The organism is Actinacidiphila sp. bgisy144, assembly GCF_057708105.1.
The window spans coordinates 64,442-86,420 of the sequence record NZ_JBYIRM010000031.1; the positions used below are offsets into that span (position 1 = coordinate 64,442).

Consider the following 21,979-nt stretch of genomic DNA (forward strand, 5'->3'; position numbering starts at 1 on the left):
CGGGACCCGGGCCACCGCCCGCCGTCTCACCGAGGGCGGCCGGACCATCGCTCTCCGCGGCGACCGCGGTGCCGGGCTGTGGGATCGGTCACGGGGGCGGCCGGGCGGCCGGGCAGCGGGCGGGTCCGGATCGCCGGGCGGCGCAGGGCAGTTGCGGGGCGCGGGCGGCACCGGGTCTTCACCCGGGCGAGGCCGGTGGTTTCGCCCGGCTATAGGGAGATGTGCACCCGCTGTCGTACTTTGCCTGGAGGCCAGGAGGCCAGGAGGCCAGGACGGCACCAGCAGGTAGGAGACGGCCCCGCCCGGGGCCACGAAGGGAGCAGGCCGTGTCGGAGCGGAGGATTCCGGCGCCCTCGGCGCCCGGAGGGGCGCGGGGCCTGAACCGGCGGGCGCTGCTACAGGCGGCGGGCATGGGCGCCGGGGTGCTCGCGGCCGGCGCCGCCACGGTGGGCCGGGTGGTCGCGGCGACCGGCGGCTCGGACCGGGCCGCGACGGCCGCGGCCAGCGCCGACCTGCCGCTGACCGGCGGTCCGGACTTCCCGATCGGCCTGTACTGGCCGCCGCACCCCTACGAGACGACGCTCGCCCGCTACCAGGAGATCACCGACGCGGGCTTCACCTTCCTGATCACCGGCAACTACCAGCTCGACGAGGCCAGCGCGAACCAGGCGCTCGGCCTGGCCGACCAGGTCGGCCTGAAGGTGCTGGTGGCCGGCGACCCGCGGGTGAGCGTGGTCGCGCAGCACATGACCGTCACCGACGACCGCAGCGTGCCCGCCTCGATCACCACCGACGACGCCACCGACTGGATACGGTCGGCCACCGGCACCTACGGGCGCCACGCGTCGTTCGCCGGGCTCAGCCTCTACGACGAGCCCCAAACCGAGCGCTTCCCCAACCTCGGCACGCTCACCGGCATCGTCCGCTCCGCCACCCCCGGCCTGCTGCCGTACGCCAACATCAACCGCGGCAACGGCGCCCGCTACGAACGCTTCGTGCGCACTTACCTCGACACGGTCAAGCCCGCGCTGATCTCCTTCGACCGCTACCCGTTCCTCACCGAGGGGCTGGACACGGCGTACTTCGAGACCTGGGCGATCGTCCGCGCCGCCGCGCTCCAGGCGGGCATACCGGCGTGGACGTACATCCAGTCCACCGGCTTCAGCGGGCATGTCACCCCGAGCGCACAGCAGTTGGCCTGGCAGGTCAACGTGAGCCTGGCGTACGGCTGCAAGGGCATCCAGTACTTCACGTACTGGACGCCCGACCCGGCCCGCGGCGAGGGGTACACCCAGGCGCTGGTCACCACCGACGGCAAGCGCACCCCGCTCTACGACGCGGCCGCCGACCTCAACAGCGGCTGGCTCCAGCCCGTCGGGCGCCAACTCAAGCCGCTGGTCTCGGAGTCGGTGCAGCACGTCAACGACACCCCGGCGCCCGTCGGCACCACCGCCTTCGCGCCCGGCAGCCACGTCACCGCGGCGAGCGGCGGCCCCGCGATCCTCGCGGTCTTCAAGCCCGCCGGGGCGGACGACGGCACCCGGCACCTGCTCGTGGTCAACCGCGATCCGGACGGGTCGCAGACGGTGCGGATCGGGCTGGACGCGACGGCGGTGAAGGCGGTCGCCCGTTTCGACGCGTCGAGCGCGACCTATCCGCGGGCGAGCCGGCCGTCCGACCTCACGGTCACCCTCGCGGGGGGCGCGGCGGCGCTGTACCGGCTGTCACCGAGCTGAGGTCCGCCCGGGCGCCGGGGCAGGCGCCGTGGCAGGTGTCGGGGCCTTCGCGCGGCGCAGCTTGAGGGTGTTGTCGGGGCGGGTCCGGACGCGGCCCTCGGGGTCGGTGAACTCCCGCTCGTACTCCGACGCGACCAGCACCTCCCACTGGCCGGGCGGCAGTTCGAGGCTCGCGTGGACCTCGTCCGGGGTCGGGAAGTGCACGTCGAGGTCCGGGTCCGCCTCGCCCGCGGGCCAGCCCGCGTGCCCGACCACCAGGAGCACCCCGCCCGGGGCGACCGCGGCCGCGGCCGACCGCAGGATCGCCTCGCGCGGCATCTCGACCGGCGAGTGCAGGAAGTGCGCGGAGACCAGGTCGTAGCTGCCCGCGGGGAAGTCCGCGGCCAGGTCGTGGCGGCGCCACTCCACCTGACCGGTGAGCCCCGCGTCCTCGGCGTGCGCCGCCGCCCGCTCCAGCGCCTTCCGGGAGATGTCCACGCCGACCACGCGCCAGCCCTGGCCCGCCAGCCAGATCGCGTCGCCGCCCTCGCCGCAGCCCAGGTCCAGCGCGGTGCCGGGTGCCATGCCGCGCACCTCGCGCGCCAGGGCCTCGTTCGGCCGCCCGCTCCAGATCCGCTCGCCGCCCCCGTACCGGCCGTCCCAGAACTCCTCGGCCGACGCCGCCTCGCCCATGCGTACTCCTCCGCTCAGTCCGGCAACCGGTTGGCCCCGGTACGGGCGAGCGTGCGGCTTCGCGTGCCGAAACCCCAAGCGGCCTTGCCGTTCCGGCAACCGGGGGCGGTCAGCGGGGCCTGGTCTCCTCGTCCAGCCACGCGAGGTACTCCGCGCTGCCCCGCTCGATCGCGGTCGCGATGATCTCGGGGGTCTCGTAGGTGTGGGCCGCCTTGATCGCCGCCTCCAGGTCGCCGTACCGGTCCGCGGGGGCCTTGAACACCACGCGCCACTCCTCCTCGACCCGCACCTCGCCCTCCCACCAGTACACCGAGCGCAGCGGCCCCTCGACCTGCGCGCACGCCGCGACCCTCCGCTCCACCACCACCCGCGCCAACTCCCCCGCCCGCTCCGCACCGTCCGTCGTGGTCGCCACGCTCACGTATCCGCTCATCAGTCCTCCATCCGCCGCCTCTCCCCCGACCGTATTCCGCCCGCCCTGCCCCGAAGCGGCCGACCAGCTGGAAGAGGGCGTCTCGGCAGGGCTCACGGCTTCACCGTCGTCAACGGCCCGTCCCCGGTGTGCTCCTCCAGCAGGGCCCGCAGGAACGCCAGCGACTCCGCCGGGACCAGCGCGGTGTCACGCAGCGCGTCGAACGCGAGCCGCAACGGCTCCACCTCCTCCGGGTCATCGGTGAGGTGCCCACTCCAACTGCCCTGCGTGTACGCCACAATGGACCCGGTCCGCAGGTAGAGCAGCTCCAGCGAACTGCGCAGGTAGTGCGGCCCGGCACCGAAGGGCACCACGTGCAGCGCGACGCCCGGCCACTGCGCCACCTCGATCAGGTGCTCCAGCTGCGCCGTCCACGTCCTGGGGTCCCCGGCCTTGCGCCGTAACACGGCCTCGTCGATCAACGCCCGGTAGTGCACCGGCTCCGGCCCGGACAGCCGCGCCTGCCGCTCCAACCGCGCCCCGACCGACTCCTCGACCTGCTCCTCGGCCAACTGCGCTCGACGCAACTGCTCGTGCGCGTACGCGCGGGTCTGGAGCAGGTCCGGCACCGTACAGTTCGCGTACTCCTGGATGCTCGCCGCGTTCGCCTCGAAAGGCGCCAGCCCCAGGACGCAGCGGTCCTTCGTCTCCCGCTTCGCCAGCCACCACAGCCGCTCCAGCAGATCCCCGGTCCCGTACACCACGTCCAGGGCGCGGGCGGCCTGCACCGTACCCAAGCGACCGCCTGTCTCCAGCCGGTGCAGGTACGACTGCTCGTACCGGCACTTCTCCCCGAGCTGCACCAGGCTCATCCCTGAGCGTTCCCGCTCGAACGCCAGCCGGTCGGCATACAACGCCCGCGCCGAAAACCGGTCCACGACGCCGACGCCCTGCCCCCTCCCCTTGTCGCCGCTGCCCACGCCGTCGTTGTCGTCCATACGAACCCCTCTTCTCACGCGCCACGTTCGGATCGTCGGGCGGTCCGCGGACGCGTTCGCCCACGTCCGCTGGTGATCGGACCATTACCGACCGTAGGGAGCGGCGATATGGCGGGACAATGGCAATTCGGCGGGGCGGCAGACCGAAGTACCACACACCGTAGGACGCTTACAGCGGCACGCCTACCGCGTCCGCCAGCAGCCGCATCCGTGGGGTCAACGTGCGGCGCCGGGCGATCACCTGGCTGAGGATGTCCTGCGCGTAGCGCTGGTGCGGGAGCCACTGCGGCGCGGCCTGCCAGACCGTCTCCAACGTGTCCACAGCTTCGGCGTACTGCCGCAGCCGCACTCGCGCACCGGCCTGGTCCAGCCGGTTCCGGTTCAGGTTGTTGGAGGTCGGGCGCATCCCGTCCCAGGAGATCGCCGCCGACAGGTGCAGCACCCGGTCCGGCCGGTCCGCGATCATGGCGTGCTCGGCCTCCTTGAGCTGTACCGTCCGGGCGTCGAACGCGCGCAGGAACCCGCCAGGAACGGCCCGGTGACCGAGCGCGGCCGCCGCCGCCCCCGCCAGGCGCAGCAGACGGTCGGCGTCGTCCGGTCGGGCGTCCCGATCGGCGGCCGCCGCGGCACGCAACAGCAGCCAGCCCCACGCGCCGAGTTCCGCGGGCGTCGCACGGGACATGCGAGGCTCGACCCGGTCCGCCCACTGCTCGGCGAGCCGGCCGGCCGCGGCGATCCGGCCGCGGCGCAGCAGCAGCCAGCACTGGGTGCTGATCGCGGCCGCCGCGTCGAGGCCGGTCGGCGCGCCGTGAAGCGCACGGCCGAGAGCGTCCTCGGCGGCGTCGAACTGGCGGGTCTGGGTGAAGGCCCAGCCGACCAGCCGCATCAGCCCGGCGTGCACGGACCGGCCGGCGGGGTCCTCGCCCACGGCGGCCGCGTCCCGGAGCAGGAGGGGCAGCACACCGGCCAACTCGTCAAGCCGGTCCCCGGCTGCGAGCGGCATCGCGGCTAAGACCGCGGCACGGACCCCGGCGACCGTCGGGGCGTCGTCCTCCGGACCCGGCAGGGGAGCAGCCAGCGCGCCGCGGACCGGTGCCCACCGGTCCACTACAGCCGGCCGGGCACCCGAGGTCTCGTGCGCGCCGCCCAGGAGGCGGCTGGTCGGCACGCGCAGCGCCACGGCCAGCGCGCGGGCCGTCTCCACTCGCGTGTCGTCGCGTTCGCCCTGCTCGAGCTTCCTGATCAGCGACACGGACACCCCGGAGGCGACCGCGAGCTGATGCTGTGTCAGTCCGCGCCGCTTGCGGATGGCGCGCAGCCGTGTCCCGATCGCACCGCCGCTGTCGATGGGTTGAGGCATGTCGACCCCGCACCTGCTCGTACCGGCCTGGACACCCGAAACGGTACAGCGGTCCTGCCCTGCGCGCGGGCCGCCGGGGGCTACTGGGTGGTGAGGTGGTCGACGAGGTGGAAGAGGGCCGGGAGGGCGGCGCGGACGGCGGCGCGGTCGGCGTCGTCGAGGGCGGCGAGCGCGGCGTCGAGACGGCGTTCGTGCGCCCGGGTCCATGCGGCGAGCTGCTCGCGGCCGAGGTCGGTGAGGGAGACGGCCGCGGCCCGCCGCTCCCCGGGGTCGACATCGCGGGTGACGAGCCCGGAGGTGATCATCTGCCCGATCAGCCCGCTCACCGTGCTGTTGGCGAGCCGCTGCCGGGTGGCGAGTTCGCTCACCCGCGCCGGGGAGCGCTCGGCGAGGACCTGGAGGAGTTCGACCTGCGCCATCGGCAGGGTCTCCCAGGGGTAGTCGGTCCGGATCGACGCGCGCAGCGCGCGGCGCAGGCGGGTGACGGCCTCGGTGAGCCGGCGGGCGTCCGAGGCGTCGGCGGCCGCGGCGAGTTCGGGGGACGGCTGGGACGACGACATGACCCAAGCCTACGGCGCCGTACCTCAACTGACCCGCGAGGAACCGTCCGTACGGGCCGCGGGCCGTTCCCCGGACCAGGCCGCCGCCAGGGCCGCCGCGGCGGCGGCCACCAGCACCGCGAGCGCCCACCGCGCGGGGGCGGTGGAGCCGGGAGCGGCCGAGCCGAAGCGTTCGCCGAGGTGGAGCGCGAGGGTGACGAGGGCGACGCCGAGCGCGGTGCCGAGGCCGCGCGCCATGTTGACCAGGCCGCCGCCGGTCCCGGCGGCCCCCCGCGGGATCGCCGACATGACCATCGTGTTGTTCGCGGGCGTGAAGGTGCCGAGCCCGAGGCCGACGACGGCGAGCAGTACCGCCAGCACACCCCGCGTCAGCGGCGCCGCCAGCATCGCCGCGGTGGCCGCGGTGAGCACCGCGGCGCCCAGCACGCACCGGCCGCGGTCGGACAGCCCGCGCGGCAGCACCCGGTCGGCGCCGGTCGCGGCCACCGCGAACCCCGCGGGGAGCGCGGTGAGTACGAGCCCGGCGGCCAGTTCGGAGGAGCCCGAGGCGGTCAGCACCACCGGCACCAGCACCAGCGGCCCGAACAGCACGAGGTACCCGCTGAGCGCGCCCACCAGCCCGAGCGCGACCGTGCGGCCGCGGACCAGCGCGAGGTCGAGCAGGGGTGCGCGGGTGCGGGCCTGCCGGGCGACGAACCCCCAGCCGGCCGCGACCGCCGCGGCGAAGAGCCCGGCGACCGCCCATGCGGGCACCGGCAGGCCGGAGGCGGCCGAGACGCCGAGCAGGCCGCAGCCGGTCGCGGCGGCGAGCAGCGCCAGCCCGGGCCAGTCGAAGCCGCCGGTGGCGCGCCGCTCGCGGGTGCGCGGCAGCAGGTAGTGCCCGGCGACCAGCGCCAGTACGCCGATCGGGACGTTGACCCCGAAGACCCAGCGCCAGCCGAGCGTGGAGACCAGCACGCCGCCGACGGTGGGCCCGAGCGCCAGGCCGAGCGCCTGGGCCGCGGCCTGCACGCCGAGCGCGGCCCGCATCCGTTCGCGCGGCGCGCTCGTGGTGACCAGCGCGACGCTGTTCGCCTGCATCAGCGCGGCACCGACCGCCTGCACCCCGCGGAAGACGACCAGCACCAGCAGCGAGGGGGCCAGCCCGCACACGGCGGAGGCGGCCGTGAACACGGCGAACCCGTAGAGGTAGAGCAGCTTGCGCCCGTGGGCGTCGGACAGCCGCCCGGCCGGGACCAGCAGGGCGATCAGCACCAGCAGGTAGGCGAGCGAGACCCACTCCACGGCGGCGGGCGAGGCGTCGAACTGCCGGCGCAGCCCGCCGTAGGTGAGCGTGACGATGCTCGCGTCCAGCTGGCCCATGAAGGCGCCGAAGCAGACCGTCGCGACGGCCAGCCACCAGGCGGACGGGCGGTCCCGTATCGCGTCCGGCCGCGCCCGCTCGCGCAGCAGCAGCGCCGGCCGGTGCCCGCGGCCGAGCCCGGGCCCATGCTCGTGCTCGTGTCCCGGTCCGCCGGTCGCGGGCCGGGCCCCCGTGCGCGTCGTCATACCGCCGAGAATACATCGGGCACCGAACTGTTCGGGACCCGTCACGGGGTCGTCCGGTTACGATCCTTCGGGAGTCGATTCGAACAGCCGGACGGGCGGAGGAACGTACGCGTGAGCACCAAACCTGACCTGGTCGGTGTCGTCGGATCGGCCCGGGCGCTGGGCTGGCTCGCGGTGCTCTCCGGGGCGGCCGGGGCGCTGCCCGTCCTGCTCGGGCACACCAAGGGGCTGAGCGGCGCGGCGGTCGCCGTGATCGGGGCGCTGCTGTTCGCCGTGCCGTGCGCGTGGTCCGCGGGGCCGCGCCGCGCCTGGTACCGGGCCCGGCTGGAGGCGGCGGCGCCCGCGCCGGAGGAGTCCGTGGTGACCGCGCCGGAGGAGACCTTCGAGCGCGTCACCCGCCCGATGACCTCGACGGTGGTCGTGACGCTCGGCGTCGGGCTGCTCATCGCCTACACCACCGGGATACCCGCGGGGCTGGTGATCACCGGGATCGGCGCCGGCATGCTCAGCCAGGCCCGCTGGGTCGCCCGCCAGGAGCGGGCCCAGGGCGTGCACCTGCTCTGCCCGGCCGCCCCGAGCCGGGTCTCCGCCGACGACCCGAACCTGGCGGCGTACCAGGAGGTCCCCTTCTACACGGTGCCCGCGCGCGGCTGAGCGGTCATACGCCGCCCCCGCGCACACCCCCCGCACACCCCCCGCACACGCCGCCGCCCCGGACCGGTCGCAGGACCGGGCCGGGGCGGCGTACGCCGTCGGGCAGGCTCACGCCCCGGCGCCCTCCCCCTTCGTGCCGGTGACGATCTCGCGGATCGTCTCCAGCGGCAGCTTCGGGCGGCCGTCGTCGAAGAGCAGGCCGTTCGTCTCCTGCGCGGTGTCCATGAACTGCGTGTAGCAGTAGCCCGCGACCAGCGGGCTGTCCAGCAGCGGCTTGAACAGCTCCCGCAGCAGCGCCGCGTACTGGGTGTCGGAGTCGGTGTAGGTGTACGCGAAGTCGCCCTCGTGCGAGCCCAGCGACAGCCCGCCGAACTCGGTGACCATCAGCGGGGCGTCCCCGGCGGCGAACCGCTCGGCCTGCCGCGCGGTGAGCGAGAGGGTACGGCCGGACGGGCCCGGGCCGGCGAGCAGCGCGTCGAACCCGGCGGCGTCCCCGTAGCGCGCGGTCAGCAGCTCCGGGTCGGCGGTGTAGTCGTGCACGCCGAGGATGTCGCTGTCGGTGTGCTCCCAGCCCTCGTTGGAGACGACCGGCCGGGTCGGGTCGAGCGCGCGGGTGAGGTTGGCCAGCGCCACCGAGAAGTGGTGCTGCGCCGGGTCGCGGGTGATGTCGGTGATGCCCCAGCTCTCGTTGATCGGCACCCAGGTGACGATGCTCGGGTGGCTGCGGTCGCGGCGCACCAGCTCCAGCCACTCCCGGGTCAGCGACTCGACGGCCACCCCGCAGTAGTCGTACGTGGCGCCGGTCTCGCCCCACACCAGCAGCCCGAGCCGGTCGGCCCAGTACAGGAACCGCGGGTCCTCGGCCTTCTGGTGGATGCGGGTGGCGTTGAAGCCCATCGCCTTGGTCAGCTCGACCTCGCGGCGCAGCTCCTCGGTGCCGGCGTTGGCGAGCAGGGTGCGCGGGCGGTAGCCCTGGTTGAGCACCGACCGCACGAAGTACGGGTGGCCGTTGAGCAGGAAGGCGCCGCGCCCGACCTCGGCGGAGCGCACCCCGACGTAGCTGTCCACCTCGTCCACCGCGGCGGACCCGTCCGCGGTGCGCACGGTGACCCGGGCGTCCAGCAGCACCGGCTGCTCCGGGCGCCACAGCAGCTCCTCGCGGTCGATGCCGTTGCGCAGCGCGGGGATCGCCACGTCGATCCGGGCCCGGCGGCCGTCGACGGCCGCCGAGGTCTGCGCGAGCACCCGGTCGCCGCGGCTGATCACCACGTCCACGGTGAGCGGGCCGGCCGGCTGCCCGGCGAGCTCCACCTCGGCGGTCACGCCGCGGATCGGGTCGGTGGTCCACGCCAGGTCGGCGATGTGCCGGGCGGGCACGGACTCGGCCCACACGCTCTGCCAGATGCCGGTGGTCCGCTCGTACCAGACCGCGTGCGGCCGCTCCTGCCAGTCCTGCTTGCCGCGCGCCTGCGCCAGCTCGGCCGGGTCGTCCTCGGCGCGGACCACCAGGACGTGCTCGGCGGCGCCGGGGCGCAGCGCGTCGGTCACGTCGGCGGTGAACGGCGTCTGGCCGCCCACGTGTTCGGCCACCAGCGTGCCGTCCAGCCAGACCTTCGCCCGGTGGTCCACGGCGCCGAAGTGGATCAGGGCGCGGCGCGCGGCGCCGTCCTCGGCCGCGGTGTCCGGCACGAGGGCGGTGTGCGGGATGCCGCGGCGGTACCAGACCACGGGGTGGCGCCCGGTCTCGCCGATGCCGGATGCCGGGGACTCCGGCGGGAAGGGCACGGTGATCTGCCGGTCGAACGGTGCGCCCGCCCCGTCCCCGCCGGCGCCCGCCGCGAACCAGCCCTCGCGCTCGCCGGCGGCCGCGTCGTCGTAGCCGAACTCCCACGCGCCGTCGAGGCTGGTCCACTGCTCCCGGCAGAGCATCGGCCGCGGGTAGGTCCCGTCCTGCTCGCTCGCCCTCACGGCTCCTCCTTCTGCCTGCCCGACATCGGGCGTCGTAAAATTCGTGTGATCAATGACGGCGTCCAGCTTGAGCGATAATTTGCATCGATGCAAGAGGCAAGGTTTCCGAGCAGGCGCGGCCCGTCCCGACCAGAGGGGGAACCCCGGTGGCCAGAGTCAGGATGCGCGACGTCGCCGAGCACGCGGGCGTGTCGGTGCGGACCGTGTCCAATGTGGTCAGCGGATACGCGCACGTCAGCGAGGCGACGCGAGCCCGGGTGCAGCGCTCGCTGGACGAGCTGGGCTACAAGATGGACTACCTCGCGCGCGGCCTGCGCTCGGGCCGCACCGGGTTCGTCGCGCTGGCGGTGCCGTTCGTGGTCGAGCCGTACTTTGCCGCCCTGGCACAGGCGGTCATCCAGGCGGCGGCCCGGCGCGGGACCACCGTGCTCGTGGAGTCCACCGGCGGCGACCCGGAGGTCGAGCGGCGCATCCTGGCGGGCGGCCTGACGAACGTCGCCGACGGGGTGCTGTTCAGCGCGCTCACCCTGCCGGCCACCGACGCGCCCGCCACCGGGCCGGACTTCCCGCTGGTCATGCTGGGTGAGCACAATGTCGGCGACCACCTGCCGCGGGTCGGCATCGACAACGTGGCCGCCGCCCGCGCCGCCGTGGAGCACCTGCTCGCACAGGGCTGCCAGCGGATCGTGGCACTGGGCCGCAACGGCAGCGAGAACGGCCGGCAGCGCGCCGAGGGCTACCAGCAGGCGCTGTCGGCGGCCGGGGTCCGCCGGGTGAACTGGCTGGTCGAGCCGGTGGACGACTGGACCAGGGAGCACGGCTACACCACGACCCTGCGGCTGCTGGAGGGCAGCGGGCCGCTGCCCGACGCGATCTTCGCGTTCAACGACGCGCTGGCGGTGGGTGCGCTGCGCGCGCTGGACGCCTCGGGCGTGCGGGTGCCGGACGAGGTCGCGGTGGTGGGCGTGGACGACATCCCCGAGTGCGCGTACACCCATCCCCCGCTGACCTCGATCGCGCCCGACCTGGACGCGATCGCCGAGCGGTCGCTGAGCCTGCTGGACGCGCAGATCCGCAGCAATGCGAACGGGAACGGCAACGGGACCGGCAACGGCAACAGCGGGGCAGCCGCGGAGACGGCCGCCCCGGCAACGACCGGGGCAGCCTCCGAGCCGGCGCCCGGCCCGGCCACCGAGCACAGCGGCGCCGACACGGAAAGTGACGCCGAGGGCGCCGCGCAGTGGTCCGGCGCCTCCGCCTCGACCCCGTTCCGCCTCGTGGTCCGCGAGTCCTCGCGGCGGACCGGCCCCGCGAAGTAGCCCCGCACCACCCCTGGCCTGCCCTCTCGGGCTCCGGGCACCTTCCGGCGGCGGCCGTGCGGCCCGCCGCCCGGGAAGTTGCCACCGGACTATTGCATCGATGCAAAACGTATGCGATGGTCTGCGGCATCGAGTTCACATCGAATTAACGAGGTGAATATGCCCATGAGCGGAGCGTTGGGGCGCCGCCGGTTCCTGGCGCTCGGTGGAGGGCTGGCCATGTCCGCAGGACTCGCGGCGTGCTCCTCCCCGTTGGCCACAGGACTGGCCGGCACGCAGCCGGACACCGCCGACATCATCTTCTGGAACCTGTTCACCGGTGGTGACGGCGCCAACATGGTGCTGATGGAGAAGGCGTTCCGCAAGACCCACCCCGGGTTGTCCGTCGAGGCGACCATCCTGGGCTGGGGGAACCCGTACTACACGAAGCTGGCGCTCGCCACGGCCAGCGGCACACCACCGGACGTCGGCATCTCCCACCTGTCCCGGCTGCCGCTGCTGGCGGCCTCCGGGCTGCTGACCCCGGTCGAGGACGCGGGCGTCGGGGAACTGGGCATCACCTCGGACAAGTTCACCCCCGCCGCCTGGCAGAAGGCCACCGTCGGCGGGACCGTGTACGCGGTCCCGCTGGACACCCATCCCTTCGTCCTCTACTACAACACCGACCTGGCGCAGAAGGCCGGGCTGCTCAACGCGGCCGGGGACGACCTGAAGCCGATGAAGAACGCCGCGGAGTTCCTCGACGCGGTCAAGGCGATGAAGGACGCGGGCGCGCAGTACGGCGCCGTCATGTCGATCACCGCCGACCCGTCCACCTGCTGGCGCTTCTTCAGCATGATCTACTCCGGGATCGCCGGGCCGGTCGTCACGCACGAGGGCACCAGGGTCGCGGTGGACGAGGACGCGGCGCAGTCCACGTTCGCCTTCATGCAGAGCCTGACCAAGGGCGGGCTGATGCCCAAGAGCCTGACCGGCTCCGGGGTGAACGCCCTGTTCTCCACCGGCAAATCGGGCTTCCTCTTCGACGGCGAGTGGCAGATCCCGTCCTACCGGGACGTCAAGGGCCTGCACTTCAACGTGGTGCCCTTCCCGGCGCTGCTCGGCCCCAAGCCGGTGGCGTACGCCGACTCGCACTCGCTGATCATCCCGCACAACGGCAGGCGCTCGGCGTCCCGCACCGCGCACGCGGCGCTGTTCGTCAAGAGCCTGCTCGACAACAGCGCGATCTGGGCGCACGGCGGCCATGTGCCGGCCTGGCTGCCCACCCAGCGCAGCAAGGCGTTCCAGGACCAGTCGCCGCAGCGCAACTACGTCCAGGCCGCGTTCAACGCGGTCTACGACCCGGTCGCCTGGTACACGGGCGCCGGCTCGGACTTCCAGACCACGGTGGGCTCCACGATCATCGAGGTCATCGCGGGCCGGCTCACCCCCAAGGCGGGTGCCGCCCAGCTGCGTTCGGACCTGAAGCGCTACACCACCGCCCGACCGCCGGTCAAGATCGGATAGGAGGCCGCCACCATGACGACCATCGCCTCTGAGCGGCCCGCCGAGCGACCGGCCCGCCGCGTCACCCTGCGCACGGACCGGGAGCGCGCCCCGCGCTCCGAACGCCGGGCCGGGCTGCTGCTCAGCTCGCCCTTCCTCATCGTCTACCTGCTGTTCATGATCGGCCCGCTGGCGGTCGGCATCGTGGTCAGCTTCTTCAACACCACGACCGTCAAGAGCGGGCTCGGCGGCTGGGTGGGCCTGGCCAACTACCGCACGGTGCTCAAGGACTCGCTCTTCTGGTCCGCGATGTGGCACTCGGTGCTCTTCACGCTGCTGACCACGCCGCTGCTGGTGGTGCTCGCCCTGGTCTTCGCCATCCTGGCCTCCCGGGTGCGGCGCGGCACCGTCTTCTACCGGCTGGCGTTCTTCGCGCCCTACGTGGTGCCCTCGTCGGTGGTCGTGCTGGTCTTCCTGTGGATGTACACCCCGCAGGTCGGGCTGATCCCCAAGCTCTTCAGCGCGGTCGGGCTCACCTCGCCGGACTTCATCGGCAGCACCTCGGGCGGCTGGACGGCCGTGGTGCTGATGACCCTGTGGTGGACGTTCGGCTTCAACTTCGTCCTGTACACCGCGGGCATCCAGGACGTGCCCACCGAGGTGTACGAGGCCGCCGCCATCGACGGCGCGAGCCCATGGCAGCAGATCCGCTACCTGACGGTGCCGCTGCTCAGCCGCACCACCAGCCTGGTGCTCATCCTCCAGATCCTGGCCTCGCTGAAGGTGTTCGACCAGATCTACCTGCTGCTGGGCGGCGGCCCGAACCAGTCGACCCGCCCGGTCATCGAGTACATCTACGACACCGGCTTCACCTCGTACCGCGGTGGTTACGGCGCCGCCGCCACCATGGTCTATTTCGTCATCATCGTCGCGATCTCGGCGGCCTGGTACGCGCTGCGGCACTACCGGACCGCCGCCGCCGAACGGGCCGCCGAACAGCCGGCACCGCGGGCCGAACGGAGGACCTCATGACCACCCTTGCCCCCGTACAGCGGCGCCGCCGCTCCCCCGGGCCGACCGCGATCGCCGGCCACGCCAACGGCGCGAAGCTCTTCAACCGGCTGTGCACGGTGTGCGTGACGCTGTTCGCGCTGGTCTGGCTGGTGCCGCTGGTGTGGGCGCTGATCACCTCGCTCCGCTCGGACGGGTCGATCACCGCCAAGCCCACCTCGCCCTTCGCGGGCGGCTGGTCCTTCCACGCCTACTCCTACGCGTGGGACAACTACCCGATCGGCTACTGGTACCTCAACAGCCTGGTGATCGCGACGCTCGCGGTCGTCTTCACCGTGACGCTGTGCTCGATGGCCGCCTTCGCGCTGGCGCTGCTGCGCTTCCCCGGGCGCAACGCGGTGATGGCGCTGATCGTCGCCGGGCTGATGCTGCCCACCGAGGGGCTGGTGCTGCCGCAGTTCATCGAGTACCGCTCGCTGCACCTGCTGGGCACCTACTGGGCGCTGGTGCTGCCGTCGGTCGCCGCCCCGGTGTCGGTCTTCGTCTTCCACTCCTTCTTCCAGGGCATCCCGACACCGCTGATCGAGGCGGCGCGGCTGGACGGGGCTAGCTGGTGGCGGGTCTACTGGTCGGTCTGCCTGCCGATCTCCCGCCCGGCGGTGGCCACGGTCGCCATCCTCACCTTCATCAGCTCCTGGAACTCCTTCCTGTGGCCGCTGCTGGTGCTCAGCCAGACCAAGTCCCAGACGGTGCCGGTGGGTCTGGCGTCGCTGGTCAACCCGAGCAACATCCAGTACGCGGAGGTGATGGCGTCCTCGGTGCTCGGCTTCCTGCCCCTGATCGCGGTCTTCCTGATCTTCCAGCGGCAGATCGTGCAGGGCGTCGCTACCACCGGGCTGAAGTAATCCGGCGGCATACACACGTACCCACCGCGGTGTGCGCGGGCGGAGCGCCCGGCGTGGATTCCACGCCGGGGCGCTCTGCTCGAAGCGCGCTCGAACCGCCGTGAATTGTCCGGGAACCTCGCATTGACGAATACCCGCTACTGTGGTCCGCGTGTCCGGGAAAACCCCGGCCGCCCATTCCGCCGCCCGCCGCCCGGCCCCGGCGCGCAGTTGCCCCCACCCACCCGGCGGGCGGGGGTGGCGTTCGGTCTTTCTGTCGAAGAGATCCAGACAGCCGCGCCCCCGGTGAAGCGCCCTGATCGGCGTCATCGCGAGCACAAGTCCCCCACAACAGGGCCACACCGCACATCATTTGAGCTCTTTGACCGCCTTGTCACATTTGCCGCTTTGTTACGCTGTCCCATGGTCTTGAAGGACACTCCGCCCTGATAGGCATGCTGGGGGTAGCAAATGAAGATCGGCATTCTCGGTCCGCTCTTTGTGCAGCCGGACGGCGTCTGTATGACGCCGAGCGCACCGAAACTGCGCAAGGTGCTGTCGATGCTGGTCGTCTATTCAGGACAGGTCGTTCCGGTGTCGTCCCTCATGGCGGAACTCTGGGACGAGAATCCACCGAACAGCTGTCTCACCACCGTACAGACCTACATTCTCAGCCTCCGCAAACTCTTCGCGTCGGGCACCGGCCTGTCCAGCGCGCAGGTCGCGCGGGAGATCCTGCGCACCGAGTCCGGCGGCTACCGCTTCGTCGCCGGCTCCGCGGAGCTGGACATCGAACGGTACAACTCGCTCGCGGTGGCCGGCCGCCGCTCGCTCGACGCCGGCGACGACCGCACCGGCAGCCGCCAACTCGGCGAGGCCCTGCGGCTGTGGCGCGGCCCGGCGCTGACCGGCGTCCCGGTCGGCCGCCTGCTGGAGGCCGACCGCTACCGCCTGGAGGAGTCCCGGCTCGTGGTGCACGAGTACTGGGTGGACACCCAACTCCGGCTCGGCGGCTACCGCGACGTGCTCGCGAGCCTGGCCGGCCTCACCGTCGAGCACCCCCTGCACGAGAACCTCCACATGCAGTACATGAAGGCGCTGTTCCTCAACGGGCGGCGCGGCCAGGCGCTGGAGGTCTTCCACCGGCTGCGCCGCAACCTGGTGAGCGAACTGGGCCTGGAGCCCGGGGGCCCCGCCCAGCGCCTCCAGCGGGCGATCCTCACGGAGGACCCGGACATCGCGCGCGCCGCCTGGACCGCGTGAGGCTCCGGCCCGCCCCTGAGGGTCCGCGGCGCAGCCGGGGCGCGGGCCTCAGGGGGCGGGCGGGGGCGGCGGGGACCAGCGGCGGGCGATGGCGGCGAGTTCGCGGGCCGCGCCGGAGAAGTCCTGGCCGGTGCGGCGCGCCACCCGCAGCGTACGGGTCAGGTCCAGCCCGTCCACCGGCACCGCGACCAGGGTGCCCGCCGCGAGGTCGCGCTCGACGGCGAGCGAGCTGAGCACCGCGGGCGCGACCCCCTCGGCCACCGCCGTCTTGATCGCCGTGGTCGAGGAGACCTCGATCACCGGCGCCGCGAGCCGGCGGCCGGATACGGCCCGCAGCGCGCGCTCCAGGTACAGCCGGGTGCCCGACCCGTGCTCCCGGCTGACCAGCGAGGTCGCGGCCAGCTCGTCGGGGGTGAGGGCGTCCTGCGGGCGGCGCCGGGCCCAGGGGTGCCCGGGGTGCACCACCACCTTCAGCTCGTCCCGCCCGACCGGGTCCGCGGTGATGCCGCGCGGCACCGCCGGGCCCTCCACGAACCCGATGGCCGCCGCGCCGCCGAGCACCGCCGCGGCCACCTCGTCGGAGTTCCCGGTGGTCAGGGCCACCGCGGTGCCCTCCACCGCCTGGTGGAAGCGGACCAGCCAGTGCGGCAGCAGGTACTCGGCGATGGTCATGCTCGCGGCCACCGGCAGCCGCGCCTCGGCGGTCAGGTGCAGCGAGGTCAGTCCCGCCTCCAGGGCCGCGGCCGCGTCGAGCGCGGTGCGCGCCCAGTCCGCGACCAAGGCGCCCTGCGCGGTCAGCCGGGACCCCTGCGGCGAGCGCTCCAGCAGGGTGACGCCCGTACGCCGCTCCAGGTACCTGATCCGGGAACTGGCCGCGGGCTGGCTGATGCCGTGCTCGCGCGCGGCGGCGCCCAGGCTGCCCAGCCGCGCCACGGACAGCAGCAGGTCGAACGGGCCCAGGTCGCGCACCCGGCTGGTCAGGGGCATAAGCCCAGTCTATGGCGCCATGCCGTACTGCTCCCTACCCGCGCCGCCGGACCGGCCGGAGGGTGGAGGGCATGACCTCTTCGCTCGCCGCACCGCCGCGCCCCGGCGGCGCCCGGTCCGCACGCCGCCTCCCGTGGGGGCTGCTGCGTGAACTCGACCGCCCCGCCGACCTGTTCCGGCACCTGGGCCCCAACTGGTACGCCTCGGTCATGGGCACCGGCATCACCGCGAACGCGGCGGCGACCCTGCCCGTCCACGCGCCCGGGCTGCGGACGGCCGCCACCGTCGTCTGGGCGCTGGCCGCCTTCCTGCTCGTCGCGCTCACCGCCGCATGGGCCGTGCACGCCACCCGGCACCGCGACCGGGCGAGGGCGCACGCCCACCACCCGGTGATGGCACACTTCTGGGGTGCCCCGGCGATGGCGCTGCTCACCGTGGGCGCGGGCACCCTCTCCCTCGGCCAGGACCGGATCGGCGCCCACCCGGCCCTCGTCGTCGACGCCGTGCTGTGGACGGCGGGCACCGCGCTCGGGCTGGTCACCGCGGTGTGGATTCCGTACCGGATGATGACCGGCGGCGAGACGGCCGCCGACGGCGCGTTCGGCGGCTGGCTGATGCCGGTGGTGCCGCCGATGGTCTCGGCCGCGACCGGCGCCGCGCTCGTCCCCCACCTCGCGCCCGGCCAGGGCCGGTTGACGATGCTGCTGGGCTGCTACGCGATGTTCGGCATCAGCCTGTTCGCGAGCGTGGTGATCATCACCCAGGTCTGGGCGCGGCTGATGCACCACTCCGTCGGCCCGGCCGCCATGGTCCCCACCCTGTGGATCGTGCTCGGCCCGCTCGGCCAGTCCGTCACCGCCGCCAACCTGCTCGGCGGTGCCGCCCACCTCGCCCTGCCGCGCCCGTACGCGGGCGCGGCCGAGGCGTTCGGCTTCCTCTACGGCGTGCCCGCCTGGGGCTTCGCCATGATGTGGCTGGCGCTGGCGGCCAGCCTCACCCTGCGCACCGCCCGCCGCGGCCTGCCCTTCTCGCTGACCTGGTGGAGCTTCACCTTCCCGGTCGGCACCTGCGTCACCGGCACCAGCGCCCTCGCGGTGCACCTCGGCTCGACGCCGTTGAAGGCGGTCGCCGTCGCGCTCTACGGCTTCCTCGTCGCCGCCTGGCTCACCGTGGGCGCCCGGACCGCCGCGGGCAGCGCCCGCGGCGGCCTCTTCCGCGCCGCCCCGACCCGGTGACGGGCCACCGACGCGGTGCGGGACCGCCGGCTCAGTGGCGGCCGAACGCCTCGCGCACCGAGCCGCCGACGACCGCGCACCATGTGCTCAGGTCCACCTTGCCGTTCGGGGCGAGGCCGTGCAGGCGCTGCATGCCCCGCACCGCCCGCACCGTGGCGGCGTCGTAGGTGCCGCTGACGGCCACGTCGCCGTACCCCTTGCGGCTGAGCATCAACTGGAGCGCGCTGACCGGCAGTCCGGTGGAGTGCCGGTCCAGGCACGGGGCGAGCGCCTCCCAGGTGGCGGCGTCGAAGGTGCAGTCCGCGGTGACGGGGATGCCGTGCGTGGTCTGGAAGTCGGCGACCGCGTCGTTCATGTCGAGGCCGAAGTCGCCGTCGGTGGCGAGGGAGTAGCCGGCGGCGTCCAGCAGGTACTGCGCCACCTCTACCACCGGTCCGTCGACGAACCGCCAGATGTCGGGCCAGCGGCGGGCGGGTATCAGCGCGTGCGGGGTGCCCAGGGCCCGCAGCACCCGCGCGCGCACCATCGGGAACTGGGCGTAGAACGCGATCCCGGGGCAGTCGGTCAGGTAGAAGTCCCAGTGCCCGAAGATGTCCCAGGCGTTCAGGCCGAACTTCCGGCAGACCGCGGCGCACAGCTCGACCAGCGAGTCCAGCAGCGCGTCGGGCGGCGTCTGCGTGATGTACGTGCCCTCGTTCTCGATGCCGATCGCGTTGCCGTTCTCGCCCGGGCAGTGCGCGGCGACCACCTGGTGCTCGCCCGCCTCCAGCGTCGACAGGCTCTGGTGCCGGCCCTCCAGGACGTAGCCGCCGCGGCTGACCGTGAAGTGCTGGCCGGTGTCCGCCCAGCCGTTGGTGTCCATGTGCAGGTTCTGGCAGTCCTTGGCCAGCTGGATCGCGTGGTCGCGCGAGTAGTCGGTGACGTTCGGGAACGCCATGTGGTGCAGGATGATCTTGTTGGTGGTGTTGCCGGTGATCTGGATCGGGCTCGACGGCGGACGGGCGCCCCAGGTGTCGCAGTCGATGATCCAGGGGAACTCGGCCGAGGGCGTCTCGGGCTCCGCGCCCTCCGCGTGCGCGGTGCCCGGGAAGACCAGCCCGGTGCCGACGACCGCGGCCACCGTCCCGCCCAGCCCGGCTCTGAACAGGGTGCGCCGGTCCACCTCGTGCGGTGTGCGCCGATCCGCCTCGTACGGTGTGCCCCGGTCTGCCCCGTGCCCTGCCTCGTGCTCGTGGACGCCCATGCGCTCTCCCCAGACGAACGCGGCGGCCTCTGCCGGCCGCCGACGGCAAGCGGAGACTATGCGGCCGGCTGACGCACCACCAGAAGCTCTTCGAGATCCTTGCGGCGGGCGCCGCGGGATGTCCCGGAAAGGCCGCGCATGCGGCGCTTCGCACGAGGGCGCCGGGTCGTCGGGAGCGCGCCGATGAGCTGACGGTTTTATTATGTAGTGATGCGACTTGTGGCTTGGTGGGCGCTGATCTCGTCGAGCTGTGCCCCTGTGGTGTTGGTCGTGGGCTTCACGACGGCGACCTTGCTGGAGGAGCCGGGGTACAACCCGGTGACGCAGACGATCAGCGTGCTGGCGGCCGGTAACCACCGCGGTTACCTGGTGCTGACCGGCACGCTGGTCGCCGTCGGGAGCTGCTACATGGCGACCGCGTGGGGCCTGCACGCCGCCAAGCTCACCGGGCGGCTGTGCCTGGCCGGGGGCGGGCTGGCCGCGATCCTGCTGACGGTCTTCCCCGCGCCGCGCACCGGGGGCTCGCTGTCGCACGGCGCCGTCGTCGGCGTCGGCTTCACCCTGCTGGCCCTGTGGCCGGTCTTCGCCACCCGCCGCGGCCGCCGCGCGCCGTGGGGGCTGCGGCCGGTGCCGTCGGTGGCGATGAGCGCGCTGATGTGGGCGGGCGCGGCCTGGTTCCTGGTCGAGGTGGAGATCGACGGCGCGGCGGGCGTCGCCGAGCGGGTGGTGACGTCGGTGCAGGCGCTGTGGCCGGTGGTCGTGGTGCTCTCCTGCGTGTGGCACGCCCGGCGCCATGGCCGCCCGCGCCCGGCGGTGGCCGCCGGACCGCGCACGCCGTAGCGTCGGCGGCCGCGGGCGGTGGACGGCCGGGTGGGGCCGGGTGGAGGACAGCACGACCGAACGGGCTGGTCAGAGCGGTCGCCGGCAGTGCTCTCCACCCTGGGGTTGACGGGGGAGGCCCGCAGATCTCCACCCGCGGATCAACCCGTGGGTTGGTCCGCCGGCGGGCTCCGATCGGCAGCATGGAGGTGTCTTCCTCCTCCTGCCGGTGCCTGTCGAAGGGCGGTCCCCTGTGAGTTCCCACGGTCTGGTCAATGTGGCCGTCGCCGCGGTCGTCCTGGTCTGGCTGGTGAGCCGCCAGCTGTCCACCAGGCCGCTGCGCGAGAAGTCCCGGGTCGGTCTCGTCCTGATCGTGGTGGGCGCCGTCGAGACCGTGTCGTTCACCGCCAAGCACCCGCTGCACGGCGGCGAGGTCGGGATAGCCGCGCTGAGCCTGGCCCTCGGCGTGGCGCTGGCCGCCGCCCGCGGCTTCACCGTCACGGTCTGGCGCGAGGGCACGGAGTACTTCCGCAAGGGGAACCTGGTCACCGCCGCGCTGTGGATAGCCGGCATCGGCCTCCACCTGCTGCTGGACGACCTGGCCGGCTCCGGCCTCGGCCCGGCCAGCATCCTGCTCTACGTCGGCGTGGTGCTCGCGGTGCAGAACGCCGTGCTGACGAGCCGCTCGCGCACGGCGGTGGCCCGATGACCGGCTTCCTCATACCTCGCGGCCCGGGTCGGCCGCCCCGCTCCGGCAGCTGCCCGGCGGCCGGACGGTCCGGCCGCCGGACGGTGCGGGTCCGCTGACCCCGGTCAGCTCACCTCGCCCAGCACGGACCGCAGGAAGTCGAGCTGGTGGACGACCTGGTGCTGCCCGCCGCCCTCGTGGCGGTTGTAGGGCCAGACGCGGATGTCCTTCGGCCCCGCGTAGTGGTTGTGGGCGGCGAAGACCGTGGAGGGCGGGCAGATGTCGTCCATCAGGCCGACCGCGAAGAGCGCGGGCGCGGTGGCCCGGGCCGCGAAGTTGACGCCGTCGAAGTAGGAAAGGGTGGTGAACACCTGCTCCACCTGGTCGCGATGGGTGCGCAGGTAGGTCCAGATCTCCCGGTAGGCGTTGCCCTCCACGACGGACAGCGCCCGGCGGTAGTGACACAGCGAGGGCTGGTCGATGACCGCGGCCCGGACCCCGTCGGCGAGGGCGGCCGCGGCCAGCGCGATGCCCCCGCCCTGGCTGCCGCCGGCCAGCACGATGCGTTCCCGGTCGACGGCCGGGTGGGCGCGGGCGGCGTCCACCGCGCGGACCGCGTCGGTGAACACCCGCCGGTAGTAGTAGTCCTCCGGGCGCTGGATGCCTCGGGTGACCATGCCGGGCGATGAGGACCCGGCGCTGCCGTGCGGGTCACCGGTGGCGCCGGGCTGGAGCGATCCGCCCTGCCCGCGGGTGTCCATCAGCAGGTGGACATAGCCCGCGGCGGGCCAGGTCAGCCACTCGTAGGGGAAGCCGCGCCCGCCGCCGTAGCCGAGGTAGCCGACCACGCAGGGCCGGGGCGTGCGGGCGGCGGCGGGCACCAGCAGCCAGCCCGCCACCGGGTCGCCGTTGTAGCCGGGGAAGCGCACATCGTAGACGCGCACCTCGCTGAGCCGGGCGTCGTGGGGCGTGAACTCGGCCGGGCGGTCGTGGCTGCGGGCCTCGGCGAGCGTCGCGGCCCAGAAGGCGTCGAAGTCCGCGGGTTCCTGCCGGTCCGGCAGGTAGGTGCGCAGTTGGTCGAGCGGCAGGTCGGTCTCGGGCACGGGGCGGTCCTCCTGCGGGGGCGGGTGCGTTGGT

The 21,979-nt window shown here is 73.5% G+C and carries 20 protein-coding genes; 10 read left to right on the forward strand and 10 right to left on the reverse strand.

The genetic code is table 11. The features are described from left to right. Positions 1-326: 326 nt before the first annotated feature. Positions 327-1,736, forward strand: a complete 1,410-nt coding sequence (locus AC3EVP_RS29165; RefSeq protein WP_435134965.1) for a hypothetical protein — start codon at positions 327-329, stop codon at positions 1,734-1,736. On the opposite strand, the gene AC3EVP_RS29170 is transcribed toward AC3EVP_RS29165, so the two are convergent. The 6 genes from AC3EVP_RS29170 to AC3EVP_RS29195 all read right to left on the reverse strand — a co-directional run bounded on the left by AC3EVP_RS29170 (position 1,725) and on the right by AC3EVP_RS29195 (position 7,193). Beyond that, positions 1,725-2,408: a class I SAM-dependent methyltransferase gene (locus AC3EVP_RS29170; protein WP_435134967.1), complete on the reverse strand. Its 684-nt coding sequence runs from the start codon at positions 2,406-2,408 to the stop codon at positions 1,725-1,727. The genes AC3EVP_RS29165 and AC3EVP_RS29170 overlap by 12 nt on opposite strands. A gap of 109 nt (positions 2,409-2,517) precedes the next feature. Beyond that, positions 2,518-2,841, reverse strand: a complete 324-nt coding sequence (gene cutA / locus AC3EVP_RS29175; protein WP_435134969.1) for a divalent-cation tolerance protein CutA — start codon at positions 2,839-2,841, stop codon at positions 2,518-2,520. A gap of 92 nt (positions 2,842-2,933) precedes the next feature. Then, on the reverse strand, positions 2,934-3,818 hold the full coding sequence (locus tag AC3EVP_RS29180; RefSeq protein WP_435134971.1) for a helix-turn-helix domain-containing protein: 885 nt from the start codon (positions 3,816-3,818) through the stop codon (positions 2,934-2,936). 169 nt (positions 3,819-3,987) lie between these two features. Further along, positions 3,988-5,178, reverse strand: a complete 1,191-nt coding sequence (locus AC3EVP_RS29185) for a helix-turn-helix domain-containing protein (RefSeq protein ID WP_435134973.1) — start codon at positions 5,176-5,178, stop codon at positions 3,988-3,990. 80 nt (positions 5,179-5,258) lie between these two features. Beyond that, complete coding sequence (locus AC3EVP_RS29190; protein ID WP_335972129.1) at positions 5,259-5,738, reverse strand: MarR family winged helix-turn-helix transcriptional regulator; 480 nt, start codon at positions 5,736-5,738, stop codon at positions 5,259-5,261. 24 nt (positions 5,739-5,762) lie between these two features. Next, on the reverse strand, positions 5,763-7,193 hold the full coding sequence (locus tag AC3EVP_RS29195; RefSeq protein ID WP_435135021.1) for an MFS transporter: 1,431 nt from the start codon (positions 7,191-7,193) through the stop codon (positions 5,763-5,765). A gap of 204 nt (positions 7,194-7,397) precedes the next feature. On the opposite strand from AC3EVP_RS29195, the gene AC3EVP_RS29200 reads away from it, so the two are divergent. Next, a complete protein-coding gene (locus tag AC3EVP_RS29200) occupies positions 7,398-7,940 on the forward strand; it encodes a hypothetical protein (protein ID WP_335972128.1) in 543 nt (180 codons plus the stop codon). Positions 7,941-8,048: 108 nt separating this feature from the next. Here AC3EVP_RS29200 and AC3EVP_RS29205 read toward each other — a convergent pair whose 3' ends face one another. After that, the gene (locus tag AC3EVP_RS29205; protein ID WP_435134975.1) at positions 8,049-9,908 is read right to left on the reverse strand and encodes a glycoside hydrolase family 2 protein; all 1,860 of its coding nucleotides are present in this window, start codon (positions 9,906-9,908) and stop codon (positions 8,049-8,051) included. Positions 9,909-10,054: 146 nt separating this feature from the next. Between AC3EVP_RS29205 and AC3EVP_RS29210 the strand changes: the two genes are divergently transcribed. From AC3EVP_RS29210 to AC3EVP_RS29230, 5 genes are all read left to right on the forward strand, one after another. Further along, positions 10,055-11,227, forward strand: a complete 1,173-nt coding sequence (locus tag AC3EVP_RS29210) for a LacI family DNA-binding transcriptional regulator (RefSeq protein WP_335972123.1) — start codon at positions 10,055-10,057, stop codon at positions 11,225-11,227. Between the two features lie 165 nt (positions 11,228-11,392). Then, positions 11,393-12,733 carry an extracellular solute-binding protein gene (locus AC3EVP_RS29215; RefSeq protein ID WP_335972121.1) on the forward strand — a complete coding sequence of 447 codons (1,341 nt, stop codon included), beginning with the start codon at positions 11,393-11,395 and terminating at the stop codon, positions 12,731-12,733. A 12-nt stretch (positions 12,734-12,745) separates the two neighbouring features. Next, positions 12,746-13,744 (forward strand): carbohydrate ABC transporter permease, encoded by a 999-nt coding sequence (locus AC3EVP_RS29220; RefSeq protein ID WP_435134978.1) that lies wholly within the window; start codon positions 12,746-12,748, stop codon positions 13,742-13,744. Further along, on the forward strand, positions 13,741-14,628 hold the full coding sequence (locus AC3EVP_RS29225; protein ID WP_335972118.1) for a carbohydrate ABC transporter permease: 888 nt from the start codon (positions 13,741-13,743) through the stop codon (positions 14,626-14,628). Before AC3EVP_RS29220 ends, AC3EVP_RS29225 begins: the two co-directional genes overlap by 4 nt. 501 nt (positions 14,629-15,129) lie before the next feature. Then, entirely contained in the window at positions 15,130-15,870 is a 741-nt protein-coding gene (locus AC3EVP_RS29230; RefSeq protein ID WP_335972117.1) for an AfsR/SARP family transcriptional regulator, read from the forward strand. 48 nt (positions 15,871-15,918) lie between these two features. Here the strand turns inward: AC3EVP_RS29230 and AC3EVP_RS29235 are convergent, their stop codons facing one another. Further along, positions 15,919-16,857 (reverse strand): LysR family transcriptional regulator, encoded by a 939-nt coding sequence (locus tag AC3EVP_RS29235; protein ID WP_335972115.1) that lies wholly within the window; start codon positions 16,855-16,857, stop codon positions 15,919-15,921. Positions 16,858-16,928: 71 nt separating this feature from the next. On the opposite strand from AC3EVP_RS29235, the gene AC3EVP_RS29240 reads away from it, so the two are divergent. Next, positions 16,929-18,092, forward strand: coding sequence for a TDT family transporter (locus AC3EVP_RS29240; RefSeq protein ID WP_335972113.1), 1,164 nt, complete (start codon positions 16,929-16,931; stop codon positions 18,090-18,092). A 31-nt stretch (positions 18,093-18,123) separates the two neighbouring features. Here AC3EVP_RS29240 and AC3EVP_RS29245 read toward each other — a convergent pair whose 3' ends face one another. Further along, complete coding sequence (locus AC3EVP_RS29245; RefSeq protein WP_435134980.1) at positions 18,124-19,335, reverse strand: peptidoglycan recognition protein family protein; 1,212 nt, start codon at positions 19,333-19,335, stop codon at positions 18,124-18,126. Between the two features lie 210 nt (positions 19,336-19,545). Between AC3EVP_RS29245 and AC3EVP_RS29250 the strand changes: the two genes are divergently transcribed. Both AC3EVP_RS29250 and AC3EVP_RS29255 read left to right on the forward strand, forming a co-directional pair. Beyond that, on the forward strand, positions 19,546-20,175 hold the full coding sequence (locus AC3EVP_RS29250) for a DUF998 domain-containing protein (protein ID WP_335972109.1): 630 nt from the start codon (positions 19,546-19,548) through the stop codon (positions 20,173-20,175). Positions 20,176-20,407: 232 nt separating this feature from the next. Then, positions 20,408-20,863 carry a hypothetical protein gene (locus AC3EVP_RS29255; protein WP_335972107.1) on the forward strand — a complete coding sequence of 152 codons (456 nt, stop codon included), beginning with the start codon at positions 20,408-20,410 and terminating at the stop codon, positions 20,861-20,863. A 104-nt stretch (positions 20,864-20,967) separates the two neighbouring features. Here AC3EVP_RS29255 and AC3EVP_RS29260 read toward each other — a convergent pair whose 3' ends face one another. Then, positions 20,968-21,945 (reverse strand): acetylxylan esterase, encoded by a 978-nt coding sequence (locus AC3EVP_RS29260; RefSeq protein WP_435134981.1) that lies wholly within the window; start codon positions 21,943-21,945, stop codon positions 20,968-20,970. Positions 21,946-21,979 lie beyond the last annotated feature (34 nt).